Source organism: Citrobacter sp. RHBSTW-00029, from assembly GCF_014104295.1.
Classification (GTDB): Bacteria; Pseudomonadota; Gammaproteobacteria; order Enterobacterales; family Enterobacteriaceae; genus Citrobacter; species Citrobacter youngae.
Genome location: NZ_JABXRT010000001.1, coordinates 3202073 through 3225174, shown reverse-complemented (window position 1 = coordinate 3225174; position 23102 = coordinate 3202073). Strand labels below are relative to the sequence as shown.

20 protein-coding genes, 1 tRNA gene and 2 pseudogenes are annotated in these 23102 nt (G+C 52.1%); 15 read left to right on the top strand and 8 right to left on the bottom strand.

All coding sequences use genetic code 11. From position 1 onward, the window contains the following. Nucleotides 1-21 precede the first annotated feature (21 nt). Nucleotides 22-744 carry a class I SAM-dependent methyltransferase gene (locus HV041_RS15790; protein WP_121584240.1) on the top strand — a complete coding sequence of 241 codons (723 nt, stop codon included), beginning with the start codon at nt 22-24 and terminating at the stop codon, nt 742-744. Here the strand turns inward: HV041_RS15790 and rnhA are convergent. Then, nucleotides 741-1319: pseudogene (rnhA, locus tag HV041_RS15785) on the bottom strand (ribonuclease HI). The gene HV041_RS15790 and the pseudogene rnhA sit on opposite strands and share 4 nt — an antisense overlap. Between rnhA and dnaQ the strand changes: the two are divergent. Further along, nucleotides 1273-2001, top strand: coding sequence for a DNA polymerase III subunit epsilon (dnaQ, locus tag HV041_RS15780; protein ID WP_075551413.1), 729 nt, complete (start codon nt 1273-1275; stop codon nt 1999-2001). The pseudogene rnhA and the gene dnaQ overlap by 47 nt on opposite strands. Nucleotides 2002-2135: 134 nt before the next feature. Then, nucleotides 2136-2212: transfer RNA gene (locus HV041_RS15775), tRNA-Asp, on the top strand. A gap of 99 nt (nt 2213-2311) precedes the next feature. Here HV041_RS15775 and HV041_RS15770 read toward each other — a convergent pair. The 3 genes from HV041_RS15770 to fadE all read right to left on the bottom strand — a co-directional run bounded on the left by HV041_RS15770 (nt 2312) and on the right by fadE (nt 6225). Beyond that, complete coding sequence (locus tag HV041_RS15770) at nt 2312-2722, bottom strand: Spy/CpxP family protein refolding chaperone (protein WP_040232868.1); 411 nt, start codon at nt 2720-2722, stop codon at nt 2312-2314. A gap of 180 nt (nt 2723-2902) precedes the next feature. Next, complete coding sequence (locus tag HV041_RS15765; RefSeq protein WP_121584241.1) at nt 2903-3670, bottom strand: amidohydrolase; 768 nt, start codon at nt 3668-3670, stop codon at nt 2903-2905. A 110-nt stretch (nt 3671-3780) separates the two neighbouring features. Next, a complete protein-coding gene (gene fadE, locus HV041_RS15760) occupies nt 3781-6225 on the bottom strand; it encodes an acyl-CoA dehydrogenase FadE (protein WP_121584242.1) in 2445 nt (814 codons plus the stop codon). 239 nt (nt 6226-6464) lie between these two features. Between fadE and lpcA the strand changes: the two genes are divergently transcribed. Continuing rightward, nucleotides 6465-7046, top strand: coding sequence for a D-sedoheptulose 7-phosphate isomerase (gene lpcA / locus HV041_RS15755; protein ID WP_003031390.1), 582 nt, complete (start codon nt 6465-6467; stop codon nt 7044-7046). A 111-nt stretch (nt 7047-7157) separates the two neighbouring features. Beyond that, nucleotides 7158-7925, top strand: coding sequence for a class II glutamine amidotransferase (locus HV041_RS15750; protein WP_003031388.1), 768 nt, complete (start codon nt 7158-7160; stop codon nt 7923-7925). Here the strand turns inward: HV041_RS15750 and dpaA are convergent. Next, nucleotides 7896-8636, bottom strand: coding sequence for a peptidoglycan meso-diaminopimelic acid protein amidase (gene dpaA, locus HV041_RS15745; RefSeq protein ID WP_003843847.1), 741 nt, complete (start codon nt 8634-8636; stop codon nt 7896-7898). The genes HV041_RS15750 and dpaA overlap by 30 nt on opposite strands. A gap of 349 nt (nt 8637-8985) precedes the next feature. Here dpaA and HV041_RS15740 point away from each other — a divergent pair, with 349 nt between their 5' ends. Beyond that, entirely contained in the window at nt 8986-9747 is a 762-nt protein-coding gene (locus tag HV041_RS15740) for a C40 family peptidase (RefSeq protein ID WP_048212535.1), read from the top strand. 38 nt (nt 9748-9785) lie between these two features. On the opposite strand, the pseudogene HV041_RS15735 reads toward HV041_RS15740, so the two are convergent. After that, a pseudogene (locus HV041_RS15735) lies at nt 9786-11489 on the bottom strand (flagellar biosynthesis protein FlhA); the annotation flags it as partial. Between HV041_RS15735 and lafU the strand changes: the two are divergent. The 3 genes from lafU to dinB all read left to right on the top strand — a co-directional run bounded on the left by lafU (nt 11416) and on the right by dinB (nt 14155). Continuing rightward, nucleotides 11416-12330 (top strand): putative lateral flagellar export/assembly protein LafU, encoded by a 915-nt coding sequence (gene lafU, locus HV041_RS15730; RefSeq protein ID WP_197081314.1) that lies wholly within the window; start codon nt 11416-11418, stop codon nt 12328-12330. The pseudogene HV041_RS15735 and the gene lafU overlap by 74 nt on opposite strands. Before the next feature lie 55 nt (nt 12331-12385). Beyond that, nucleotides 12386-13033: a DNA primase gene (locus tag HV041_RS15725; protein ID WP_121584243.1), complete on the top strand. Its 648-nt coding sequence runs from the start codon at nt 12386-12388 to the stop codon at nt 13031-13033. A 66-nt stretch (nt 13034-13099) separates the two neighbouring features. After that, nucleotides 13100-14155 carry a DNA polymerase IV gene (gene dinB / locus HV041_RS15720; RefSeq protein WP_048212532.1) on the top strand — a complete coding sequence of 352 codons (1056 nt, stop codon included), beginning with the start codon at nt 13100-13102 and terminating at the stop codon, nt 14153-14155. Between the two features lie 101 nt (nt 14156-14256). On the opposite strand, the gene pepD is transcribed toward dinB, so the two are convergent. Then, the gene (gene pepD, locus HV041_RS15715; RefSeq protein ID WP_048212531.1) at nt 14257-15714 is read right to left on the bottom strand and encodes a cytosol nonspecific dipeptidase; all 1458 of its coding nucleotides are present in this window, start codon (nt 15712-15714) and stop codon (nt 14257-14259) included. A 261-nt stretch (nt 15715-15975) separates the two neighbouring features. On the opposite strand from pepD, the gene gpt reads away from it, so the two are divergent. The 3 genes from gpt to crl all read left to right on the top strand — a co-directional run bounded on the left by gpt (nt 15976) and on the right by crl (nt 18236). Then, nucleotides 15976-16434, top strand: a complete 459-nt coding sequence (gene gpt, locus HV041_RS15710) for a xanthine phosphoribosyltransferase (RefSeq protein ID WP_048212530.1) — start codon at nt 15976-15978, stop codon at nt 16432-16434. A gap of 98 nt (nt 16435-16532) precedes the next feature. Further along, nucleotides 16533-17777 carry an esterase FrsA gene (gene frsA / locus HV041_RS15705; RefSeq protein WP_115600908.1) on the top strand — a complete coding sequence of 415 codons (1245 nt, stop codon included), beginning with the start codon at nt 16533-16535 and terminating at the stop codon, nt 17775-17777. A 57-nt stretch (nt 17778-17834) separates the two neighbouring features. Continuing rightward, nucleotides 17835-18236 carry a sigma factor-binding protein Crl gene (gene crl, locus HV041_RS15700; RefSeq protein ID WP_005133595.1) on the top strand — a complete coding sequence of 134 codons (402 nt, stop codon included), beginning with the start codon at nt 17835-17837 and terminating at the stop codon, nt 18234-18236. 56 nt (nt 18237-18292) lie between these two features. Here crl and phoE read toward each other — a convergent pair whose 3' ends face one another. Further along, nucleotides 18293-19348: a phosphoporin PhoE gene (gene phoE, locus HV041_RS15695; protein WP_048212528.1), complete on the bottom strand. Its 1056-nt coding sequence runs from the start codon at nt 19346-19348 to the stop codon at nt 18293-18295. A gap of 289 nt (nt 19349-19637) precedes the next feature. Between phoE and proB the strand changes: the two genes are divergently transcribed. The 3 genes from proB to HV041_RS15680 all read left to right on the top strand — a co-directional run bounded on the left by proB (nt 19638) and on the right by HV041_RS15680 (nt 22997). Then, the gene (gene proB, locus HV041_RS15690) at nt 19638-20741 is read left to right on the top strand and encodes a glutamate 5-kinase (RefSeq protein WP_003031373.1); all 1104 of its coding nucleotides are present in this window, start codon (nt 19638-19640) and stop codon (nt 20739-20741) included. An 11-nt stretch (nt 20742-20752) separates the two neighbouring features. Beyond that, complete coding sequence (gene proA, locus HV041_RS15685; protein ID WP_116360901.1) at nt 20753-22006, top strand: glutamate-5-semialdehyde dehydrogenase; 1254 nt, start codon at nt 20753-20755, stop codon at nt 22004-22006. Nucleotides 22007-22277: 271 nt separating this feature from the next. Continuing rightward, complete coding sequence (locus HV041_RS15680; protein WP_061067344.1) at nt 22278-22997, top strand: Crp/Fnr family transcriptional regulator; 720 nt, start codon at nt 22278-22280, stop codon at nt 22995-22997. The last annotated feature ends 105 nt before the right edge of the window (nt 22998-23102 follow it).

The following is a 23102-nucleotide window of genomic DNA, read 5'->3' as shown; positions in this document are numbered from 1 at the left end:
AATGCGTAGCGGAAGGTTGTGATGAAACCGGCAAGGCTCCCTCAAACTGCCATAGCACCCGTTAGCTGGGATGATTTACCCTGGGGCGAATACTATCGTGAGGCGCTGGAACATCAGCTTAATCCGTGGTTCGCAAAAATGTACGGTTTTCATCTGCTTAAGATTGGTAATTTAAGCGCAGAAATCGATTCCGAAGCGTGCGCGGTTTCTCATCAGGTAAATGTTTCATTGCAAGGCTCTCCTATGCAGGTGGCGGCCGATCCTTTGCATCTTCCCTTTGCCGATAAGTCCGTGGATGTCTGTTTATTGGCCCATACGCTACCGTGGTGTTCCGATCCCCATCGCTTACTGCGTGAGGCCGATCGCGTGCTTATTGATGACGGCTGGTTGATTCTGAGCGGTTTTAACCCAGTAAGCCTGATGGGGTTGCGTAAACTGGTGCCCGTGTTGCGTAACGCCTCGCCCTACAACAGCCGGATGTTTACGCTCATGCGGCAATTGGACTGGCTTTCATTGCTGAATTTTGAAGTGCTGCACTACAGTCGTTTTCACGTCCTGCCCTGGAATAAGAAGGGCGGAAAAATGTTAAGCGCCCATATCCCTGCGCTGGGATGTTTGCAGCTGGTGGTTGCGCGTAAGCGAACCATTCCGCTTACGCTCAACCCGATGAAACAAAATAAAAGTAAGGCACGCATCCGCCAGGCTGTTGGAGCCACCCGACAATACCGCAAGCCAGACGCTTAAGACTCTGCCTGATACCCAACATCATCCTGGGTGGGACTCATTGCCGCAGCACGAGCAAGCTCATCGCAGCGTTCGTTTTCCGGATGGCCCGCATGCCCTTTCACCCATTCCCATTTGATTTGGTGCGGTCCCAGCGCGGCATCCAGACGTTTCCACAGATCGACGTTCTTCACCGGTTTTTTATCTGCGGTTTTCCAGCCGCGCTTTTTCCAGTTGTGGATCCACTGCGTAATGCCCTGACGCACATACTGGCTGTCCGTGCTGAGTATCACTTCACACTGTTCTTTCAGGGCTTCCAGCGCAACGATTGCCGCCATCAGCTCCATGCGATTATTGGTAGTGAGGTTGTAGCCTTCGCTAAAGGTTTTTTCGCGCCCGCGATAGCGTAAAATCGCCCCGTAACCACCTGGCCCTGGATTTCCCAGGCATGAACCGTCGGTGAAAATTTCTACCTGTTTAAGCATCTCTGGTAGACTTCCTGTTTTAGCAAATCGAAATCAAACGATAAGTCTGACATAAATGACCGTTATGAGCACTGGAATTACACGACAGGTAGTCCTCGATACCGAAACCACCGGTATGAACCAGATTGGCGCCCACTACGAAGGCCACAAGATCATTGAGATCGGTGCGGTTGAAGTGGTGAACCGCCGCCTGACCGGAAATAACTTCCACGTTTACCTGAAGCCGGATCGGCTGGTGGACCCGGAAGCGTTTGGCGTACACGGAATCGCCGATGAATTCCTGCTTGATAAACCCACGTTCGCCGATGTTGCCGATGAGTTTCTCGACTATATCCGTGGCGCGGAGCTGGTTATCCATAACGCATCGTTTGATATCGGCTTTATGGATTACGAATTCGCGAAACTCCATCGCGATATCCCGAAGACGAACACCTTCTGTAAAGTGACCGATAGCCTGGCGTTGGCGAGGAAAATGTTTCCTGGCAAGCGTAATAGCCTTGATGCGTTATGCTCGCGCTATGAGATAGACAACAGCAAGCGTACCCTGCACGGCGCATTGCTCGATGCCCAGATTCTGGCCGACGTTTATCTGATGATGACCGGTGGGCAGACCACCATGGCGTTCTCAATGGAAGGTGACAGTCAGCAGCAGAATGATACGGGGATCCAGCGCATTGTGCGTCAGTCCAGTAAATTACGCGTTGTTTTCGCCACTGATGAAGAGCTGGCAGCCCATGAGTCGCGCCTTGACCTGGTACAGAAGAAGGGCGGAAGTTGCCTCTGGCGGGCCTAGTTCTGGTATTTACAGTACAGAAATGGTCATTCGGGTGATTTTTGCAGCAAACGATTAAAAAACGTGAGAAAAAGCGTTGACGAGGCGCGAGGCAATCCGTAATATTCGCTTCGTTCCCAAGCGGAACACAACGCGGAGTGGTAGTTCAGTTGGTTAGAATACCTGCCTGTCACGCAGGGGGTCGCGGGTTCGAGTCCCGTCCATTCCGCCACTATTCAGAAAGCCTGAATCAGAAATGATTCAGGCTTTCGTCGTTTTTACTGCTCAAAAAATAAAAGCCTGCAACCATATGTTATTGCAGGCCTTGCTGTTACTCGCTCAGCGTCTGTGCGATATCTTTTTGCACCTGCTGGCGTTGTTCTGGGGTCAGCACTTTGTTCAGGTCAAAATAGTATTTCACGCGGTAATAACGCGCCTGCTGTTCGATGTTGCTGAACGCCGAAAGCTGTTTTTTGACGGCTGATTCATCCCATTTCCCGGACTTAATGACGTCAATCAACGCGCCGTCTTTAACATCCTTCACCGAAATCTGCCCGACATTGGTTTCAAGCTGCTGGTGTAGTTTTTTAATCTGCGCAACCTGGTCAGTGCTCAGCTTAAGATGTTGTACTATCGGATCCTGGGCAGGAGCCGGAACATTAGATGTGGTTGCTGCAAGCGTGCTAAAAGAAGCGCCAGCCACGGTAACTGCCAGCAAAGTCATGCGTACGAAGTTTTTCATTATTGAAATCCTGATAAGGGAATTATCGACATTGTCTGCCACTCGCCGGTGACGAGTGATTATCCCTTGCAGAATACGTTGCCAGAAGCGTGTCGCCACGCGAATTTGTTTTGCGGTTGGTTACGGAGTGAAACAATCCCGCCGTGGATACATGGTCCGTGGCGGGAGGGTAGGTGATAGTTATAGCGTGAACGGGTCGGCATCCTGCCAGGCAGGAAATTTCTCGCGGTACTCGCGTAGCGCCGAAAGCGACAGCTCAGCATCAATTCGCGTTGCCTGATGCGGCTCGGCGGTGGCGATGACTTCACCCTGTGGGTTGATGACCCGGCTGTCACCGCGATAATGATGGCCGTTACCATCGGTTCCCACACGGTTACATCCTGCTACATACGCCTGATTTTCAATTGCCCGTGCGGTGAGCAGAATCTGCCAGTGCAGCGAGCGCGGCGCTGGCCAGTTGGCAACATACAAGGCGAGGTCGTAGTCGTTACGGTTACGTGACCACACCGGAAAACGCAGGTCATAACAGACCAATGGCAGAATGCGCCAGCCGCGCCATTCAAATATCACCCGCGCGTCACCGGCCTGATAATGCTGATGCTCATCCGCCATACGGAACAGATGGCGTTTGTCATAGAGATGCACGGTACCTTCGGGTTCAACCAGCAAAAAACGATTCACCGGCCCCCGTTCAGACTGTATCGCCGCGCTACCTGCTATCAGGGCATTCGTCTGCCGCGCTTTGCTACGCATCCAGCTTACAATCTCCTCTTGCGGCAACGATTTGTTTGCCGCTTCCATCGCAAATCCGCTGGTAAACATCTCGGGCAACACAATGACATCACGCCCGTTGACGGTTTCCAGTTGGCGGTCAAAATGGCGCAGGTTAGCCGGGCCATCCATCCAGCTCAGCGGTTGTTGCAGCAGCGTAATTTTCAAACCAGGCACGATCGAGGCTCCTCGTTGAACAACATTTTGACACTGTAGCATGAGCTTTAACGAAAATGTGGCAATAAAAAGCCCCGCATTGAGCGGGGCTAAACGTTGTGCGTGTGTCGTTATGCGGCTTCGACTTTACGCACCTTCTCTGGCAGCTTTACCGGCTGAGTCGCCAGCTCCTCGGGTTCAAAGTCATCCACGTTGATGCTGCGCAGACGACTCGCCTCGGCTTTCACCAGAATTGCGGCTTCGTCTTTATCAATCAGCCCTTTAGCCAACGCATTGTGCGCCAGTTCATCCAGGCGGGTAAACGGTAGATTTTTACCTAACTCTTTGCAGATCCGCTGGTGGATAGGGTCGGCTGCAATCACATCCAGCAGAGCCTCTTCCAGCAAACCAACCGGGTTATGCTCGCTCGGCGTCAGGTATTGACCGCGACCAAGGCGAGAACGGGTGGCGCTCGGAACCTGTAAAATCTTCGCAACCTTATGATCCAATTTGTCAGACGGTGCATGGTAGTGGCGACCGGTAGGGAAGATAACCACATTCAGCAAGCCCGCGACCAGACGGTTCGGGAAGTTTTTCAGCAGGTCGTCCATCGCCTGTTCTGCTTTGTACAACGCATCCTGAACGCCCCAGTGAACCAACGGCAGGTCTGCTTCATTACGGCCTTCATCGTCATAACGCTTCAGCACCGCAGAGGCCAGATACAGCTGACTTAACACATCGCCCAGACGCGCGGAGATACGTTCACGGCGCTTCAGGCTACCGCCCAGCACGGCCATGGACACATCTGAAAGCAGGGCCAGGTTGGCGCTCAAACGGTTCAGGTGCTGGTAGTAACGTTTGGTCGCATCGCCGGTTGGTGTGCTGCTGGTTAAGCCACGCGTCAGGCCAAGCCAGAAGCTGCGCACCTTGTTACTGCCGACGTGACCGATGTGTTTGAACAGCAGCTTGTCGAACGCATTCACATCGTTACTCTGTGCCGCAGCCATCTCTTCCAGAACATACGGATGGCAGCGAATCGCACCCTGACCGAAGATCATCATGCTACGGGTCAGAATGTTGGCACCTTCAACGGTAATAGCGATTGGCGCACCTTGATAAGCACGGGCAAGGAAGTTGCTTTCGCCAAGCATAATGCCTTTACCGCCAGTGATATCCATTGCATCGATGATTGACTGTTGCCCACGGTGGGTACAGTGGTACTTCACGATGGCCGACAACACTGCTGGTTTTTCACCCAGCATAATACCGTAGGTAATCAGCGACGCCGCAGCGTCCATCACGTAGGCGTTACCCGCAATACGTGCCAGCGGCTCTTCAATACCTTCCATCTTACCGATAGAGATTTTGAACTGGCGACGAATGTGCGCATACGCGCCGGTAGCCATCGCGACCGATTTCACACCGCCCGTCGAGTTAGACGGCAGGGTAATACCGCGTCCCACGGACAGACATTCCACCAGCATACGCCAGCCCTGACCGGCCATTTTGGGGCCACCGATGATGTAATCAATCGGTACGAAGACATCTTTACCCAGCGTTGGACCGTTCTGGAACGGTACGTTCAGCGGGAAGTGACGACGTCCAATTTGTACGCCCGGCGTTGAGGTTGGGATCAGCGCACAGGTAATGCCAAGATCTTCTTCGCCACCCAGCAGTTTTTCCGGGTCGGAGAGTTTAAATGCCAGACCCAGTACAGTAGCGATAGGAGCCAGCGTGATATAGCGTTTGTTCCAGGTCAGGCGCATACCCAGCACCTGCTGCCCCTGCCAGTCGCCCATACAAACCACGCCGGTATCAGGGATCGCGCCCGCGTCGGAACCCGCTTCCGGGCTGGTCAGGGCAAAGCATGGGATCTCCTGACCACGTGCCAGACGTGGCAGGTAATGATTCTTCTGCTCTTCGGTGCCGTAATGCTGCAACAGTTCGCCAGGGCCTAATGAGTTAGGTACGCCAACGGTGATCGCCAGGATCCCGGAAACGCCGGAGAGTTTCTGCAGAACGCGAGCCTGAGCATAGGCGGAGAATTCCAGCCCGCCGTATTCTTTCTTAATGATCATTGCGAAGAAGCGGTGTTCTTTCAGATACGCCCACAGCTCCGGCGGTAGATCCGCGAGTTCGTGGGTTATCTGGAAGTCGTTCGCCATGCGGCAGGCTTCTTCCACCGGGCCATCAATAAACGCTTGTTCTTCAGCAGTCAGATGCGGCTGAGGATAGTTATGCAGTTTTTTCCAGTCTGGCTTGCCCTGGAACAGGTCGCCTTCCCACCAGGTCGTACCGGCATCAATCGCTTCTTTCTCGGTGCGTGACATCGGCGGCATGACTTTACGGAAACCGCGGAACACCGGCGCAGAGATCATGGATTTGCGCATCGGCGTAAAGTTAAACGGTACGAGGATAATGGCCAGAGGAACCAGCAGCCAGACTGACCACAGGCCAGCCACGCCAAGCGCGGCCGTCCAGGCGAGCAAAATTAAGCTGCTGAGGAATAAGCTCACGCGGTGATAAAACAGAACGCTGAGCAGAACAACCGTAGCGATAATACTCAAAATCATCATAACGAAAAGCTCCCTTGCTTGTAGGAGGTCTGACCACTTGTGATGATATGGTTGTAGTGGATGTGAATTCTTTTAGCAATGTGTTTACAAAATAATTACAACAAAGCTCACATTGTTGTTGTTTTAACCGGCACAAAAAATCAAAAGCGACAGCCATTCCTGTGGCTTGTACTTCTCGCTGGTAGCGCTATCCGGTACACTGCATCTTGTCATTTACATTCATGCTGAAGGATATCCTCATGTACCAGGATCTTATTCGTAACGAACTGAGCGAAGCGGCGGAAACGCTGGCTAATTTTCTTAAAGATGACGCCAATATTCACGCCATTCAACGCGCGGCGGTCCTGTTGGCAGACAGCTTCAAAGCCGGCGGTAAGGTACTTTCTTGCGGTAACGGCGGCTCCCATTGCGACGCGATGCACTTCGCCGAAGAGCTAACCGGACGCTATCGCGAAAACCGTCCGGGCTACCCGGCGATCGCTATCTCTGACGTCAGCCATATCTCCTGCGTCAGCAACGATTTCGGTTACGATTATGTATTCTCCCGCTACGTGGAAGCCGTGGGCCGCGAGGGCGATGTCCTGTTAGGCATCTCCACTTCGGGTAACTCCGGTAACGTGATTAAAGCGATTGCCGCAGCGCGTGAGAAAGGGATGAAAGTTATCACCCTGACCGGTAAAGATGGCGGCAAAATGGCGGGCAGCGCGGATATCGAAATTCGCGTGCCGCACTTTGGCTACGCTGATCGTATTCAGGAAATTCATATCAAAGTGATTCATATCCTGATCCAGTTGATCGAAAAAGAGATGGTTAAACCATAAGAAGACGATTGCCGGATGGTGGCTGAAGCCGTATCCGGCCTACATGAGCGCCACGTAGGCCTGATAAGCGCAGCGCCATCAGGCAGTTCACGGTTTTAAGGTAGGTGATGTATGTGCGAACTGCTCGGGATGAGCGCCAATGTGCCAACCGATATCTGCTTTAGCTTCACCGGGCTGGTCCAGCGCGGCGGAGGTACCGGGCCGCACAAAGACGGCTGGGGTATTACGTTTTATGAAGGTAAGGGCTGCCGTACGTTTAAAGATCCGCAACCCAGCTTTAATTCGCCTATCGCCAAACTGGTACAAGACTATCCCATCAAATCCTGTTCCGTGATTGCCCATATTCGTCAGGCGAATCGTGGAGAAGTAGCGCTGGAAAATACCCATCCATTTACCCGTGAACTATGGGGACGTAACTGGACGTATGCCCATAACGGGCAACTCAGCGGTTATAAATCACTGGAGACCGGTAATTTCCGCCCGGTCGGTGAAACCGACAGCGAAAAAGCCTTCTGCTGGCTGCTCCACAAGCTGACGGAGCGTTATCCACGCACGCCTGGCAATATGACGGCAGTATTTAAATATATCGCGATGCTGGCAGGTGAACTGCGGGAGAAGGGAGTCTTCAACATGCTGCTATCTGACGGGCGTTATGTGATGGCCTTCTGTTCGACCAACCTGTTTTGGATCACGCGGCGTGCGCCATTTGGCGTAGCGACGTTGCTGGATCAGGATGTGGAAATCGATTTTAGCTCAGAGACCACACCCAATGATGTGGTCACCGTGATTGCCACACAGCCGTTAACCGGCAATGAAACCTGGCAAAAGATTATGCCAGGCGAGTGGGCATTATTTTGTCTCGGGGAGCGCGTAGTTTGATGCCAGCTGCGGCTGAACGACTTCGTGACTCAACGGCTTGCTGATAACATAACGGCCATCGACGACGGAAACAGTTGGTGGCTTACGCGTTTGTTCGAAGTAATCGTATCCCGGTTTTAGTTGCGACCAGAACTCTTTGTAATACGAGAACTTATGACGCTGCATGTTGGCGTCGGTCATACGGAACGGATAAATGCTGACCTGCACACTGGACTGCCCAAACACCAGCGCGCCGGTGACAAACTGGAAAATCTCATCAATGCCGTTATCGGTCATCGCGTAGCAGCCGACGGAAACGCAGGCACCGTGAATCATCAGGTATTTACCTTCATAACCGTGTGCGCGGTCGTAGGCGTTAGGGAAACCAATGTTAATCGCTTTGTAGAAGCGGCTATCCGGTTTCAGCTGTCCACGCTGTACGCTGTAAAACCCTTCCGGACTTTTGAAATCACCCTGACGCTGTTTCGGCCCTAAGCCGCCGGAATAATTGCAGATCTTATAGCTGTCGAGCAATTGATACTGTTCGCCCATCTTGACGTACAGATCCAACGTTCGCTCTTCTTTGAAGATCTGAATATAGACAGGGGAGCCCATTAATTGCTGCTTATATTCTTTGCTGACAGGCGTGGTCGGGCTGCTGCTGCTCAGCAAACCGGCAAACGAAACGCACGGCAATAAAAGCATCGCAAGAAAAAATGCGATTTTACGCATACTGCTTATTCCTTGATAAAACGATTACACACGCCAGGACGGCAAAAAGAGTCCCCAAATCGGATAAATCTGGATCTGGAGCGCTCACATTATCACCCAGAGAGTTTTTCGCAAGTCTCTCGTGCTGCGTTTACACTTTAGATTTTCTTTATACGGAAAATTGTGCTTAAAGTCTGTCAGACACCGGCGTATTTTGCGGGTGAGCGAACGTCATTGAGTCTTTTTAGTGCAGAATTTCTAATGTATTGAATTTAAAAAATTAATAATTTAATAATCGAATATTAAAATGGAATACCCGGCAATAGCGGTAGACTGCGCCGAACGTGTTTGATTAGGTATTTTTGTTTTCATGTCTTTTGTCTCTGCACCCCGACGCTTTTTGCCGGGTCTGCTGTCTTTGTGTGTTGTGTTGTCATCACCGTCTGTCGCCAAAGTTCAGCCCCTCTTATCTGACGCCCATCTAAGCTATGCGGCGCAAATGCGCATGCGTAATCGTGCCCGGCTGCTGAAGCAATACCACGCGCAGGTAAAAAAGCAGGCAAGTTATGTGGTGGTAGGTAATGCGCAAAGTAAAAGCGCGCTGCGCCAGCAGAACAGGACGCTGATTAAACAGCACCCGGAGTGGTTCCCTGGGCCGCTGAAAGCGAGCGATCATCGCTGGCAGGAGCTGGCGGAGAATGATCATTTTCTCAGCAGCGACCATCTGCACAACATGACCGAAGTGGCAATCCACCGTCTTGAGCAGCAGTTAGGTAAACCCTATTTGTGGGGAGGGACCAGCCCGGATCAAGGATTTGACTGCAGTGGGCTGATTTTTTATGCCTACAACAAAATCCTGGCGGCAAAATTGCCGCGTACGGCGAATGAAATGTATCACTACCGGCGGGCGACCATCGTCGCCAATCGCGACCTTCGTCGTGGTGATTTATTGTTCTTTCATATTCACAGCCGGGATATTGCCGATCATATGGGGGTCTACCTGGGACAGGGGCAATTTATTGAATCGCCGCGTACGGGAGAAACTATTCGGGTGAGTCATTTATCCGATGACTTCTGGCAGGATCATTATCTCGGCGCCCGTCGTATTCTGACGGAAAATACCATTCTGTAATCAATAAGGCGGTGCGAATGGCACCGCCTTGCCACGGGTTAACTCAGCGCCCCCATGATTTTTAATTCCAGCTCATCCGGAACTTCGTTATAAGACAGTACCTGCAAACCCGGTGCAAACAGGCGGGCATAACGCGCGAGCAGAGGACGAAGCTGCGGTGCGACCAACAGCACCGGCTCTTTACCCGCCGCTTTCATCTGTTCTTTAATCTGCGGCATATTGGTCTGGAACTGATTGAGCATATTCGGATCGACCGGTACGCTATCGAGCACTACTTTGCCGCTTTGCTGCGCCTGATTCACCACATTCGCCAGCAGATTCTCCAGCTCATTATTCAGCGTGTACACCGCCAGTTCATCTTTGCGCACAAACGGATGGGTAATACTGCGACGAAGCGCCAGACGCACATCGGCCGTTAACAGAATATGATCTTTGGTGACGGCGCTACTGGCGACCAGGACGGTGGCAATGGTGACGATATCGCGCAGCGGCACGCCTTCAACCAGCAGTGCCCGGTAAACCTTCAATAGCTGGCTGTAATTCAGCGCTGCGCTCAGATCTTCCGCCAGGCGAGGTGCCATTGAAGAGAGGCGGTTATGCAGTTGCGTAATATCATCGTAGTTAAACAGGTCGGGAATATAGCTGCGAATGACCTTATTCACATGCGTCGCAATAACGCTGGCGCTATCGATAACCTGATACCCCATATTTAACGCTTTGGCTTTTTGCGCTGGGACAATCCACGTGACCGGCATACCGTAGGCCGGATCGTGGCCTAAAACACCATCGATCTCACCGTAGGTTTCACTGGAGGGCAGCGCCATCAGCTTATCTGAGGGAATATCGGCCTCATCAGCCTTGATCCCATTGATAAAAATGGCGTACTGGGTCGGTTTCAGACGGAAGTTTTCGCGGATGCGAATTTCCGGCAGCAGCACGCCGTTGGTGTCTGAGATAACCTGTCGCACGCCGCGAATACGTTGAGTGAGCGGATTCCCTTTGGACTTGTCCACCAACGCCACGAGTTTGTATCCTAGGCTCAGGCTGATTGGCTCAATTAAGGGGATGGTTTCCCAACTGACCTGTTGCTCGGTGGTTTCAACGATGGTTTTGGTCAGCGTCTCAAGATTTTTTTCTTCGGTCTCCGCCACCTTCGGGCGCTTGCTCATACGCCAGGCGGTAAACCCCAGCAGGGCGCTGAATACCAGGAACGGGAAATGCGGCATTCCCGGCACCACAGCCAGGACAAACATGATGCTGGTGGCGGTATAAAGTACGGAGGGGCTTGCCAGCAATTGGCTACGAACGTCGGTGGCGATATCGCCGCTGTCGCTCACGCGAGTAACGATAATTGCCGCTGCCGTCGATAGCAGCAGAGAGGGGATCTGGGCGACCAGGCCGTCACCGATGGTCATCAGGACATATTGCTGGAAGGCGGCTTCAGCGCTTAAATCGTATTTAAAAATACCGATACAGACCCCGCCGATCAGGTTGATGGCCAGAATCATCATCCCGGCGATGGCATCACCGCGCACGAACTTCGACGCGCCGTCCATTGCGCCATAGAAATCCGCTTCGCCCGCCACATCTTTACGTCGGGCCTGCGCCTGGGCCTGATTAATCAGCCCCGCGTTCAGATCGGCGTCGATCGCCATCTGCTTGCCGGGCATGGCGTCCAGCGTAAAGCGGGCCGAAACTTCGGAGATACGCTCGGCACCTTTGGTCACCACGATAAAGTTGATTGTGAACAGCGTCAGTAAGGCCGATCGTGAAAACATCGTCGCGGCGCTGCATGGACAGTCTATTTTTAACGGTGGCGGCATGGCACCGTTAAACAAGCTCGGCAAACAGCCGATAGCGCCAGGCGCGCAGAAGAAAAACGTCACGCGCAACAAGCTGGATAAAACGGTTAACCCGCAAGAGACGGCGAAAATCACCGAAGATAACGCCAAAAAAGCGCTGGATGTGAATGAAAAAGCGGTGCTGCTGAAGCAAAAATCAGCCCGTGAATTGGGTGAGCTGGCGACCGACATTAACGTCATCGCCCGCAATGCGCATATGGAAACCAACCTTGAGATGGAGATTGTTCCTCAGGGGCTGCGCGTGCTGATTAAAGATGACCAGAACCGGAATATGTTTGAACGCGGTAGCGCCAAAATTATGCCGTTCTTTAAATCGCTGCTGGTTGCGCTGGCCCCCGTGTTTGACTCGCTGGACAACAAGATAATCATCACCGGCCATACGGATGCGATGAGCTATAAGAGCAACATTTACAACAACTGGAACCTCTCTGGCGACCGTGCTTTGTCAGCACGACGCGTGCTGGAAGACGCCGGCATGCCGCAGGATAAAGTCATGCAGGTTAGCGCCATGGCGGACCAAATGCTGCTGGATGCGAAAAACCCGGAAAGCGCAGGCAACCGTCGTATTGAGATCATGGTGTTAACGCAAAGTGCTTCCGATACGCTGTATCAATATTTTGGTCAGCACGGCGAGAAAGTGGTTCAGCCGCTGGTTGATAAGCTGGACAAGCAAAAGCAGGTGACTTCTTTACGTCAACCCTCTGCTCCCGCCACGCATTAATTCTGTTCTCCGCCCCCACGCAATGTGGGGGCAAATTATCCCGCAGGAAGGCAATATGATAGATATAGCCCATATTATTCCATTGGATATTCATACTGATAACGTCACCGATGTGGCTTGTCAGGGGGCGTATTTCGACCCGGTTTCAGGTATCTGGTACGCCGAACCTCATGAGTTAAATGAGACGCTGCGCGAGCATGTTTACGCGACGGACAATTTTAATATTGTGGCTCCTTATTACCTGGTTATTACGTCGAAAATGCAATGCTGGAATTGCCATCAGCCCACGTATATTCATGGTGTGATGCTTACCCGGTTTATCAAACAAAATCAGGATGATAAAAGATGGATGTCCGTGCGGCGCAATACATTTTTGTTCCATATCAACACGCTGCCGGAAGAGATAAAAAAGAACATCAAAGCCAGCAATTACTATCTGGATAAAAGTAAAACGACCGGGCTACGTTACTGGATGAACCATTGTGAAATCTGTGGAGAACGCCTGGGTGACTACGAGCTGTTCTGCGTCGAGGATGATGCATTTCGTCTGATGACGATTGAAAAACTTTTGCGGGCAAATGTGCGCAAAGTGAATAAGTTGTTTGTCAGTACGGCAGGAAATCCCGCCGACCATGCGCCAAAAGACATTGTGCGTTATCTGTGTGATGCGCGCTTTGTGATGAATGGACCCGCACTGACGTAGCAGAGGTACAGACTTCTCATATCGTAAAAATACTGTATACTTAAACAGTGTTGTGAGAGGTGAGTCATGCGCAAAATCATACATGTCGATATGGACTGCTTTTTCGCGGCGGTGGAGATGCGTGATAATCCCGCCCTGCGTGACATTCCCATTGCCATTGGCGGTAGTCGTGAACGCCGGGGAGTTATCAGCACGGCCAATTATCCGGCGCGTAAATTTGGCGTGCGCAGCGCGATGCCAACCGGAATGGCGTTAAAGCTGTGCCCGCATCTTACCCTGTTACCCGGTCGTTACGAGGCTTACAAAGAGGCCTCTCGCCAGATTCAGGCGATCTTCTCCCGCTACACCTCACTCATCGAACCGCTTTCGCTGGATGAAGCCTACCTGGATGTCACCGACAGCATTCATTGCCACGGCTCCGCGACGCTGATCGCCCAGGAGATCCGCCAGACGATCTTCAACGAACTACAGCTCACCGCCTCTGCCGGAATTGCGCCGGTTAAATTCCTGGCAAAAATCGCCTCCGATCTCAATAAACCCAACGGGCAATATGTGATAACCCCTGCTGATGTCCCTGAATTTCTCAAAACGTTGCCGTTGGGGAAAATTCCCGGCGTCGGCAAAGTCTCCGCCGCTAAGCTGGAATCAATGGGATTGCGTACCTGCGAAGATGTTCAAAAATACGACCTGGCTACGCTGCTCAAACGTTTTGGTAAGTTTGGCCGCGTGTTGTGGGAGCGCAGCCAGGGGATTGACGAGCGGGACGTCAACAACGAGCGGCTGCGTAAATCCGTCGGCGTCGAGCGGACGCTGGCGGAAGATATTCATCAGTGGTCAGAGTGCGAAGCGATTATTGAGCGGCTCTATCCTGAACTGGAACGGCGTCTGGCAAAGGTCAAGCCGGATCTGCTGATCGCCCGCCAGGGGATAAAACTCAAGTTTAATGATTTTCAGCAGACCACGCAGGAGCACGTCTGGCCGCGCTTAAATAAAGACGACTTAATTGCGACGGCACACAAAACCTGGGAAGCGCGCCGGGGAGGGCGAGGCGTGAGGCTGGTGGGATTACATGTCACGCTGCTCGATCCACAAATAGAAAGGCAGTTATTGTTGGGGCTTTGACGTTGATGTATTGCCGGATGGTGGCGTTAAACGCTTTATCCGGCCTACAAATCTGCTTGTAGGCTGGATAAGCACAGCGCCATCCGGCATTTAGCGCAGACTTACTTCGCCGGAATAGACTTCAGCAGTTCAGTCAGAAGCCGCCAGTAGTGGCCGACGCTTTCGATATGAACCTGCTCATCCGGGGAGTGTGGACCGGTGATGGTTGGACCGATGGAAACCATGTCCATTTCCGGATACGGTTTTTTGAACAGGCCACATTCCAGACCAGCGTGAATGATCTGAATGTTTGGCGTTTTATTGAACAGACGCTGATAGGTTTCACGAACCAGGTGCATAACCGGAGAGTTCGCATCCGGCTGCCAGCCTGGATACGCGCCTTTGGCTTCGGTTTTGGCGCCAGCCAGTTTACCCAGTGAATCCAGCATGCTCACCACGTAGTCTTTACCGCTGTCGATCAGCGAGCGAACCAGGCAGTGGATCTGAACATTATCGTCAGTCATGGTTACCACACCGACGTTCAGCGAGGTTTCTACCACGCCTTTGGCGACGTCAGAATTGCGGATCACACCGTTCGGGGTGGCGTTCAGCAGACGAATGAAGCTATCGCGAGACGAGGTAGTCAGCGCGGCTTTGTCGTTAGTCACGGCATCCAGCAGCAGCGCCAGGTTTTTCTCTTTGGCTTCCAGTTCGTTTTTCAGGATTTCCTGGTAGGTGCTGACCAGCGCTTTTAACGCATCAACTTTATCGGCAGCCACGGCGAGGGTAGCGAAGGCTTCACGCGGAATCGCATTGCGCAGCGTACCGCCGTTGAAATCAACCAGACGCAGATCTAACTCTTCAGCGTGGCCTGCCAGGAAACGTACCAGTAGCTTGTTCGCGTTACCGAGACCCACATGGATTTCGCCGCCGGAGTGGCCGCCTTTCAGGCCTTTTAACGTCAGCTTAAAGCTCTGGAAGCCAGCCGGGATTGCTTCACGGGACAGCGGCAGGTTAGAGGTAAAGTCGATCCCGCCCGCGCAACCCATATAGATCTCACCTTCTTCTTCTGAGTCGGTGTTGATCAGGATATCCGCTTGCAGCCAGTTCGCCTGCAGACCAAATGCGCCGTCCATGCCCGCTTCTTCGGTCATGGTCAGCAGCACTTCCAGCGGACCGTGTGCCACATTGTCATCAGCCAGTACCGCCAGTGCGGACGCCATACCGATGCCGTTATCTGCACCCAGCGTGGTACCACGGGCTTTTACCCACTCGCCATCAATATAAGGCTGGATCGGATCTTTGGTGAAGTCGTGCACGGTGTCGTTATTTTTTTGCGGGACCATATCCAGGTGCGCCTGCAAAACGACCGGCTTGCGGTTTTCCATGCCTGCGGTAGCGGGTTTGCGAATCAGGATATTACCAACCTGATCGCGCTCGACGTGGAAACCTTTCTCCTGGGCCCAGCTCAGAATGTGTTCAGCGAGTTGCTCTTCATGGTAGGACGGATGAGGAATAGAACAGATTTTGGCAAAAATATCCCACAGCGGTTGCGGGGATAACTGAGACAGTTCAGACACGTTGAGTCTCCTTGGCGATGTCCTGCAAAATTGACTTGCAGGCCACGGGGTTAGCGGAATTAAAAACACCACAAGTCAGGCTTGCGCGATGCGATTGAGAATACCACTTTCTTCGCTGACGGCTAGTATAAAGCATGCAAAAAGAGGCGCGGATTCCGCGAAACACTGGTTTTTAGTGCGTCAGATCTCTATAATCTCGCGCAACCTGGTTCACCCTCAATTTATTAATTAGCCGTAGATAAACAGGCTGGGACACTTCACATGAGCGAAAAATACGTCGTCACCTGGGACATGTTGCAAGTCCATGCACGTAAACTGGCAAGCCGCCTGATGCCTTCTGAACAATGGAAAGGCATTATTGCCGTTAGCCGTGGTGGTCTGGTGCCGGGCGCATTGCTGGCGCGTGAATTGGGTATTCGCCATGTCGATACCGTATGCATCTCCAGCTACGATCACGACAACCAGCGCGAACTGAAAGTGCTGAAGCGTGCGGAAGGTGACGGTGAAGGTTTCATCGTGATCGATGACCTGGTAGACACCGGTGGTACCGCCGTTGCTATCCGCGAAATGTATCCTAAAGCGCATTTCGTCACGATCTTCGCTAAGCCGGCTGGTCGCCCGCTGGTGAATGACTATGTGGTTGATATTCCGCAGGATACCTGGATTGAGCAGCCGTGGGATATGGGCGTGGTATTTGTTCCGCCGATCTCTGGTCGCTAATCTAAAAAGTTTTCAACGCCCGCACTGTCGGGCGTTGTTCTTTTTGTGCGGTGTCAGGTTACACTATGCCTTAGTGAGTACTCATGGAGGCCGTAATCATGTCGCAGGCTAACCTCAGCGAAGTTCTGTTTAAACCCCGCTTCAAACATCCTGAAACGTCAACGTTGGTTCGTCGTTTTAACCACGGCGCGCAGCCGTCTGTGCAGTCCGCTCTGGATGGTAAAACAATCCCGCACTGGTATCGCATGGTGAATCGCCTGATGTGGATCTGGCGTGGGGTCGATCCGCGTGAAATCCTTGAGGTGCAGGCGCGTATCGTCATGAGCGAAGCCGAACGCACGGATAAAGATCTCTACGATACGGTCATTGGCTATCGTGGTGGAAACTGGATCTACGAGTGGGCGAAGCAGGCGATGGACTGGCAACAGAAAGCGTCTATGGAAGAGGATCTGCAGGTGAGCGGACGCCACTGGCTGCATGCTTCCACGTTGTACAACATTGCAGCATACCCGCATTTAAAAGGTGATGAGCTGGCAGAGCAGGCGCAGGCCCTGGCCAACCGCGCTTACGAAGAGGCGGCCCAACGACTGCCAGGTACATTGCGCGAGATGGAATTTGCCGTTGCCGGCGGTGCGCCGATAACCGGCTTCCTGCACATGCCAAAAGGCGACGGCCCGTTCCCGACGGTGCTGATGTGCGGTGGTCTGGATTCTATGCAAACCGACTACTACACCCTGTATGAGCGCTATTTCGCTCCGCGTGGTATCGCCATGCTGACGCTGGATATGCCGTCGGTTGGGTTCTCGTCAAAATGGAAACTGACCCAGGATTCCAGCCTGCTGCACCAGCACGTATTAAAAGCGCTGCCGAATATTCCCTGGGTGGATCACACCCGTGTGGCGGCATTCGGTTTTCGCTTTGGCGCTAACGTCGCAGTACGCCTGGCCTATCTTGAATCATCGCGCCTGAAGGCTGTGGCCTGTCTGGGACCGGTGGTTCATGCGCTGCTTAGCGACCCACAGCGTCAGGCTTCAGTACCGGAAATGTATCTTGACGTTCTGGCCAGCCGTCTGGGGATGCACGATGCGTCCGATGAAGCGCTACGCGTCGAGCTAAACCGTTATTCATTAAAGGTACAAGGGCTGCTGGGGCGACGCTGCCCGACGCCAATGCTGTCGGGGTTCTGGAAGAACGATCCGTTTAGCCCGGAAGAGGAATCTCGCTTAATTACGTCGTCATCTTCTGACGGTAAGCTGCTGGAGGTTCCGTTCAACCCGGTGTATCGCAATTTTGACAAAGCGCTGCAAGAAATTACCGGGTGGATCAATCATAGATTGTGTTAATAGATTGCTAAATTTTATTGGTTTGGTAAAACAGTTGCTTCACCTAAGGAGATCGCAATGACGTTACCGAGTGGACACCCGAAAAGTAGATTGATCAAAAAATTCACCGCGCTTGGCCCGTACATCCGCGAAGGGCAGTGCGAAGATAATCGATTCTTTTTCGATTGTCTGGCTGTTTGCGTCAACGTGAAACCGGCACCAGAGAAACGTGAATTTTGGGGCTGGTGGATGGAGCTGGAAGCGCAGGAGAAACGCTTTACGTACAGCTACCAGTTTGGTTTGTTCGATAAAGACGGCAACTGGACCGCCGTACCGATTAAAGAGACTGAAGTGGTAGAGCGACTGGAATACACCTTACGCGAGTTTCATGAAAAGTTGCGTGGGTTGTTAACGACGCTGAATCTGGCGCTGGAGCCTGCTGACGACTTTAAGGATGAGCCGGTTAAATTAACGGCATAATGAACAACAAAATGCCGGATGGCGGCGCAACCCCATCCGGCATTTTTTATGTTACATCAGAACTGATAAACCATACCGACGGCCACGATATCATCATCGTTGATGCCCAGTTTATTATCGCTATCGAGCTGGTTGATTTTATAATCAACAAACGCTGACATATTTTTGTTGAAGTAGTATGTTGCGCCCACGTCGATATAATTCACCAGATCCTCATTACCTACGCCTTCAATATCTTTACCTTTCGACAGCACATAACCCAGGGATGGACGCAGACCAAAGTCAAACTGGTACTGAGCAACCACTTCGAAGTTCTGAGTTTTGTTAGCAAAGCCACCGGAAATAGGTGTCATATTGCGCGTTTCAGAATAGAACGTTGCCAGATAAATGTCGTTGGCATCATATTTTAAACCTGTCGCCCAGGATTCTGCTTTATCGCCAGTACCCCGGTTTTGCAGGTTCTGCTGATTGGTACGGTCGGAGTTGGTATACGCACCACTGATGGCGAAATCGCTGCCGCCAAAGTCATACGTCACGGAGGTACCAAAGCCGTCGCCGTTCTGTTTCTTCACATCGCGGTCCTGGTTTTTGCCCTGATATTGCAGGGTAAGATCCAGACCATCGACAACGCCGAAGAAGTCGGTATTACGGTAGGTCGCCAGGCCGCTAGCACGTTTGGTCATAAAGTTATCGGTCTGCGCGGAAGAGTCACCGCCGAATTCCGGGAACATATCCGTCCAGGCTTCCACGTCATACAGCGCACCCAGGTTACGACCATAATCAAACGAGCCAAAATCTTTTAATTTCACACCGGCGAAAGCCAGACGTGTTTTTTGCTGATTGGTTTCGTTTTCCGCTTTATTCCCTGCGAACTCAGCTTCCCAACGACCATAACCGGTCAGTTGATCGTTAATTTGTGTTTCGCCCTTAAAACCTAAGCGGATATAGCTCTGGTCGCCGTCTTTGCTGTCATAATCAGTCATGTAGTGCATCGCTTTGACTTTGCCATACAAGTCCAGTTTATTACTGTTCTTGTTATAGACTTCTGCCGCCTGTACGGACGCCGATGCAACAATTCCCATCACCACTAATGCCAGAGTGCTCTTTTTCATTTTCATTCCTGATTTAAAGTACGCGCTAATATTTACTGGGTGTGATCCCCGTTAAAAGACAGGAGGGTTTTTAACGTCTGGCAATGAACGTTTTATGACAAAGTAAGAATATTTTTAAAAAAGAATGTTTTTTTGTGTCTGTAATAAATGCGTCAAAGTCTGCCGCTACGCTTGCTGATCCTGCGCAATAAAATTTCATGCTTTGTGCGCTGGCTGTTGGCAACCGGGGCCAGTCCTGCTAAAACGTTCGTTTGATATCATTTTCCCCAATTTTGAATGGCAGAGAATCATGAGTGACAGCCAGACGCTGGTGGTAAAACTTGGCACCAGTGTGTTAACGGGCGGATCGCGCCGCCTGAACCGCGCCCATATCGTAGAACTGGTTCGCCAGTGCGCACAGCTCCACGCTGCAGGACATCGTATTGTTATCGTTACTTCGGGCGCGATTGCCGCCGGACGTGAGCATCTTGGTTACCCTGAGCTCCCGGCAACGATAGCTTCGAAACAGCTGTTGGCGGCGGTAGGGCAGAGCCGATTGATTCAACTGTGGGAACAGCTGTTCTCGATATACGGTATTCATATCGGGCAGATGCTGCTAACGCGTGCGGATATGGAAGACAGAGAGCGCTTCCTCAACGCCCGCGATACGCTGCGCGCGCTGCTGGATAACAACATTGTTCCGGTCATCAATGAGAACGATGCGGTGGCGACCGCTGAAATTAAAGTCGGTGACAACGACAATCTTTCGGCGCTGGCGGCGATCCTTGCCGGAGCCGATAAGCTGCTGCTGCTGACCGATCAGCAGGGGCTGTTTACCGCCGATCCGCGCACCAATCCGCAGGCGGAGCTTATCAAAGACGTGCACGGTATTGATGATGCGCTGCGCGCCATTGCCGGAGACAGCGTCTCTGGTCTGGGAACCGGCGGGATGGGAACAAAATTACAAGCCGCCGACGTGGCCTGCCGCGCCGGGATCGACACCATAATTGCCGCAGGCAGCAAACCGGGCGTGATTGGCGACGTGATGGAAGGCGTTTCCGTTGGGACGCGTTTTCATGCTCAGGCCTCTCCACTGGAGAACCGTAAACGCTGGATCTTTGGCGCGCCGCCTGCCGGGGAAATTACCGTTGATGAGGGTGCTACCGCAGCGATTCTGGAACGCGGCAGCTCATTACTGCCAAAAGGGATTAAAAGCGTGACAGGCAACTTTTCTCGTGGTGAAGTGATCCGCATCTGCAATCTGGAAGGGCGCGATATTGCCCATGGCGTTACACGCTATAACAGCGATGCGCTGCGCCGTATTGCCGGACATCACTCACAACAGATCGACACCATCCTGGGCTACGAATACGGTCCGGTTGCTGTCCATCGTGACGATATGATTACCCGTTAAGGAACAGGCATATGCTGGAACAAATGGGCATTGCTGCCAAAGCTGCGTCATATAAGCTGGCGCTACTCTCCAGTCGCGAAAAAAACCGCGTGCTGGAAACCATTGCTGATGAACTGGAAGCGCAAACGGAAAGCATCCTCAGCGCGAACGCACAGGATGTTGAACAGGCGCGTGAAAATGGCCTGAGCGAAGCGATGCTTGATCGCCTCGCACTGACGCCAGCGCGTCTGAAAGCGATTGCTGACGATGTACGCCAGGTGTGTAATCTCGCTGACCCGGTCGGGCAGGTGATTGACGGTGGTCTGCTGGATAGCGGTCTGCGTCTGGAGCGTCGTCGCGTGCCGCTGGGCGTGATTGGCGTGATTTATGAAGCGCGTCCTAATGTCACCGTTGATGTGGCTTCGCTGTGCCTGAAAACGGGCAATGCGGCGATCCTGCGCGGTGGAAAAGAGACGTACCGGACGAACGCCGCCACTGTTGCGGTGATCCAGCATGCGCTGCAAGCCTGCGGTTTACCGGCTGCCGCGGTGCAGTCGATTGATAACCCGGATCGTGCGCTGGTCACTGAAATGCTGCGGATGGATAAGTACATCGATATGCTGATCCCTCGCGGTGGCGCAGGGCTGCACAAGCTGTGTCGTGAACAGTCGACTATCCCGGTTATCACCGGTGGTATTGGCGTATGTCATATCTATGTAGATGACACGGCGGAGATCGCCCCGGCACTGAAGATTATCGTTAACGCCAAAACCCAGCGTCCGAGCACGTGTAATACTGTCGAAACACTGTTGGTGAATCAGAGTATCGCTGAGCGCTTCCTGCCTGCTCTAAGCCAGCAAATGGCAGAAAGCGGCGTGACGCTTCATGCAGATGATGCTGCGCTTGCCGCGTTGCAGGCCGGACCGGCAAACGTCGTAGCGGTAAAAGAGGAACAGTATGACGATGAGTTTTTATCGCTGGATCTGAACGTGAAAATCGTCACCAGCCTGGATGATGCCATCGCCCACATCCGCGAGCATGGTACTCAGCATTCCGATGCGATTCTGACGCGTACGCTGCGCAACGCCGATCGTTTTGTGAATGAAGTCGATTCTTCCGCGGTGTATGTGAACGCCTCCACCCGTTTTACCGATGGCGGTCAGTTTGGGCTCGGGGCGGAAGTGGCAGTTAGCACGCAAAAATTACACGCGCGTGGCCCAATGGGGCTGGAAGCACTGACTACATACAAATGGGTTGGCTTCGGCGACGACACGATCCGTGCGTAATTGAAAACGGGCGATGCCATAATAGCACTCTGATTTTCAAGGCTATTAAGGCATCGCCCAGTTAATTCTAACCTTCACTCCACTGCCACATTTTTTCTATCCTGCGTTTTAACATCATCAGTCTGGTTTTGACCCATGCGTCCCTGCGCCATAAAGGCGATGTATCACAGAATTTTCCCCGCCAGCATGAATTTTCCTGGTCTTCAGTTCACGTATTGTTCCCATGGCCCGATCTATTAGAATCAGTCTCATTTTTATGAGGAGTTGTTGCGTGAAATCGGATATTCACAAACATCGCATTCCTGTTGTGCCGCTCGGCAACCCGTTTCCCCCCCGCCATTGTTCGCTGTGTCCAAAGGGAGCGGCAATTGATCGTGATAATCAACACCGATTAATAGACAAAAGAAGAAGGTTTAAAGCAGGGGAGATACTCGCCAGGCAGGATGAAGCCGCAAACATGCTTTTTGTTATTCACGAGGGATACTGCAAGTCCAGCGTGGAATGCGGTGATAACGATTTTATCAGTCGCTTTTATGTTCCGGGAGATATCATGGCGCTGGATGCTGTCGAAGGGGGGAAGTACCTGACAACGATTAAGGCGGCAACGGCTGCGGAGGTATGTCATATCGATATTGCGCGGTTGTTCAAAGTAGCAGAAAAGGATCCGTCGGTTGCTGCCGCAGTCATCAAGTTTCTCTGCAGGGACAATGGATTCATTGTTGAAAAACTGCGGCGCTATGCGAATAAACATGCTGAGGCCAGGATCGCTGCTTTTCTGGTGGAATTTTACGAGATGCATTTACGTATTGGCAGGCCAGAAACGACGCTACACTTGCCATTCTCCCGGGAGGAAATTGCCAGTTATCTTGACCTTAAAATTGAAACCGTTAGCCGCTCATTAAAATCCCTCGAACAACAAAATTTGATTACCCTACATCGAGTGCGTACGGTAACACTTAATAGTTATTTGGGATTAAAAGGTTTCAGCTAAATCTCTCATGGTTGAACGTTATATAAATCTTGATATTCCAGGAATATTCTTTTTATATGGAAAATTCCTGGTTTTATTTTTGTGAAATAATTATCAATTCGAATA

Bases quoted from the DNA above. Each gene is read 5' to 3' on its own strand.
- HV041_RS15790 (WP_121584240.1), top strand. From the start codon at position 22: ATGAAACCGGCAAGGCTCCCTCAAACTGCCATAGCACCCGTTAGCTGG.
- dnaQ (WP_075551413.1), top strand. From the start codon at position 1,273: ATGAGCACTGGAATTACACGACAGGTAGTCCTCGATACCGAAACCACC.
- HV041_RS15770 (WP_040232868.1), bottom strand. From the start codon at position 2,722: ATGAAAAACTTCGTACGCATGACTTTGCTGGCAGTTACCGTGGCTGGC.
- fadE (WP_121584242.1), bottom strand. From the start codon at position 6,225: ATGATGATTTTGAGTATTATCGCTACGGTTGTTCTGCTCAGCGTTCTG.
- lpcA (WP_003031390.1), top strand. From the start codon at position 6,465: ATGTACCAGGATCTTATTCGTAACGAACTGAGCGAAGCGGCGGAAACG.
- HV041_RS15750 (WP_003031388.1), top strand. From the start codon at position 7,158: ATGTGCGAACTGCTCGGGATGAGCGCCAATGTGCCAACCGATATCTGC.
- dpaA (WP_003843847.1), bottom strand. From the start codon at position 8,636: ATGCGTAAAATCGCATTTTTTCTTGCGATGCTTTTATTGCCGTGCGTT.
- HV041_RS15740 (WP_048212535.1), top strand. From the start codon at position 8,986: ATGTCTTTTGTCTCTGCACCCCGACGCTTTTTGCCGGGTCTGCTGTCT.
- lafU (WP_197081314.1), top strand. From the start codon at position 11,416: ATGGCGTCCAGCGTAAAGCGGGCCGAAACTTCGGAGATACGCTCGGCA.
- HV041_RS15725 (WP_121584243.1), top strand. From the start codon at position 12,386: ATGATAGATATAGCCCATATTATTCCATTGGATATTCATACTGATAAC.
- dinB (WP_048212532.1), top strand. From the start codon at position 13,100: ATGCGCAAAATCATACATGTCGATATGGACTGCTTTTTCGCGGCGGTG.
- gpt (WP_048212530.1), top strand. From the start codon at position 15,976: ATGAGCGAAAAATACGTCGTCACCTGGGACATGTTGCAAGTCCATGCA.
- frsA (WP_115600908.1), top strand. From the start codon at position 16,533: ATGTCGCAGGCTAACCTCAGCGAAGTTCTGTTTAAACCCCGCTTCAAA.
- crl (WP_005133595.1), top strand. From the start codon at position 17,835: ATGACGTTACCGAGTGGACACCCGAAAAGTAGATTGATCAAAAAATTC.
- phoE (WP_048212528.1), bottom strand. From the start codon at position 19,348: ATGAAAAAGAGCACTCTGGCATTAGTGGTGATGGGAATTGTTGCATCG.
- proB (WP_003031373.1), top strand. From the start codon at position 19,638: ATGAGTGACAGCCAGACGCTGGTGGTAAAACTTGGCACCAGTGTGTTA.
- proA (WP_116360901.1), top strand. From the start codon at position 20,753: ATGCTGGAACAAATGGGCATTGCTGCCAAAGCTGCGTCATATAAGCTG.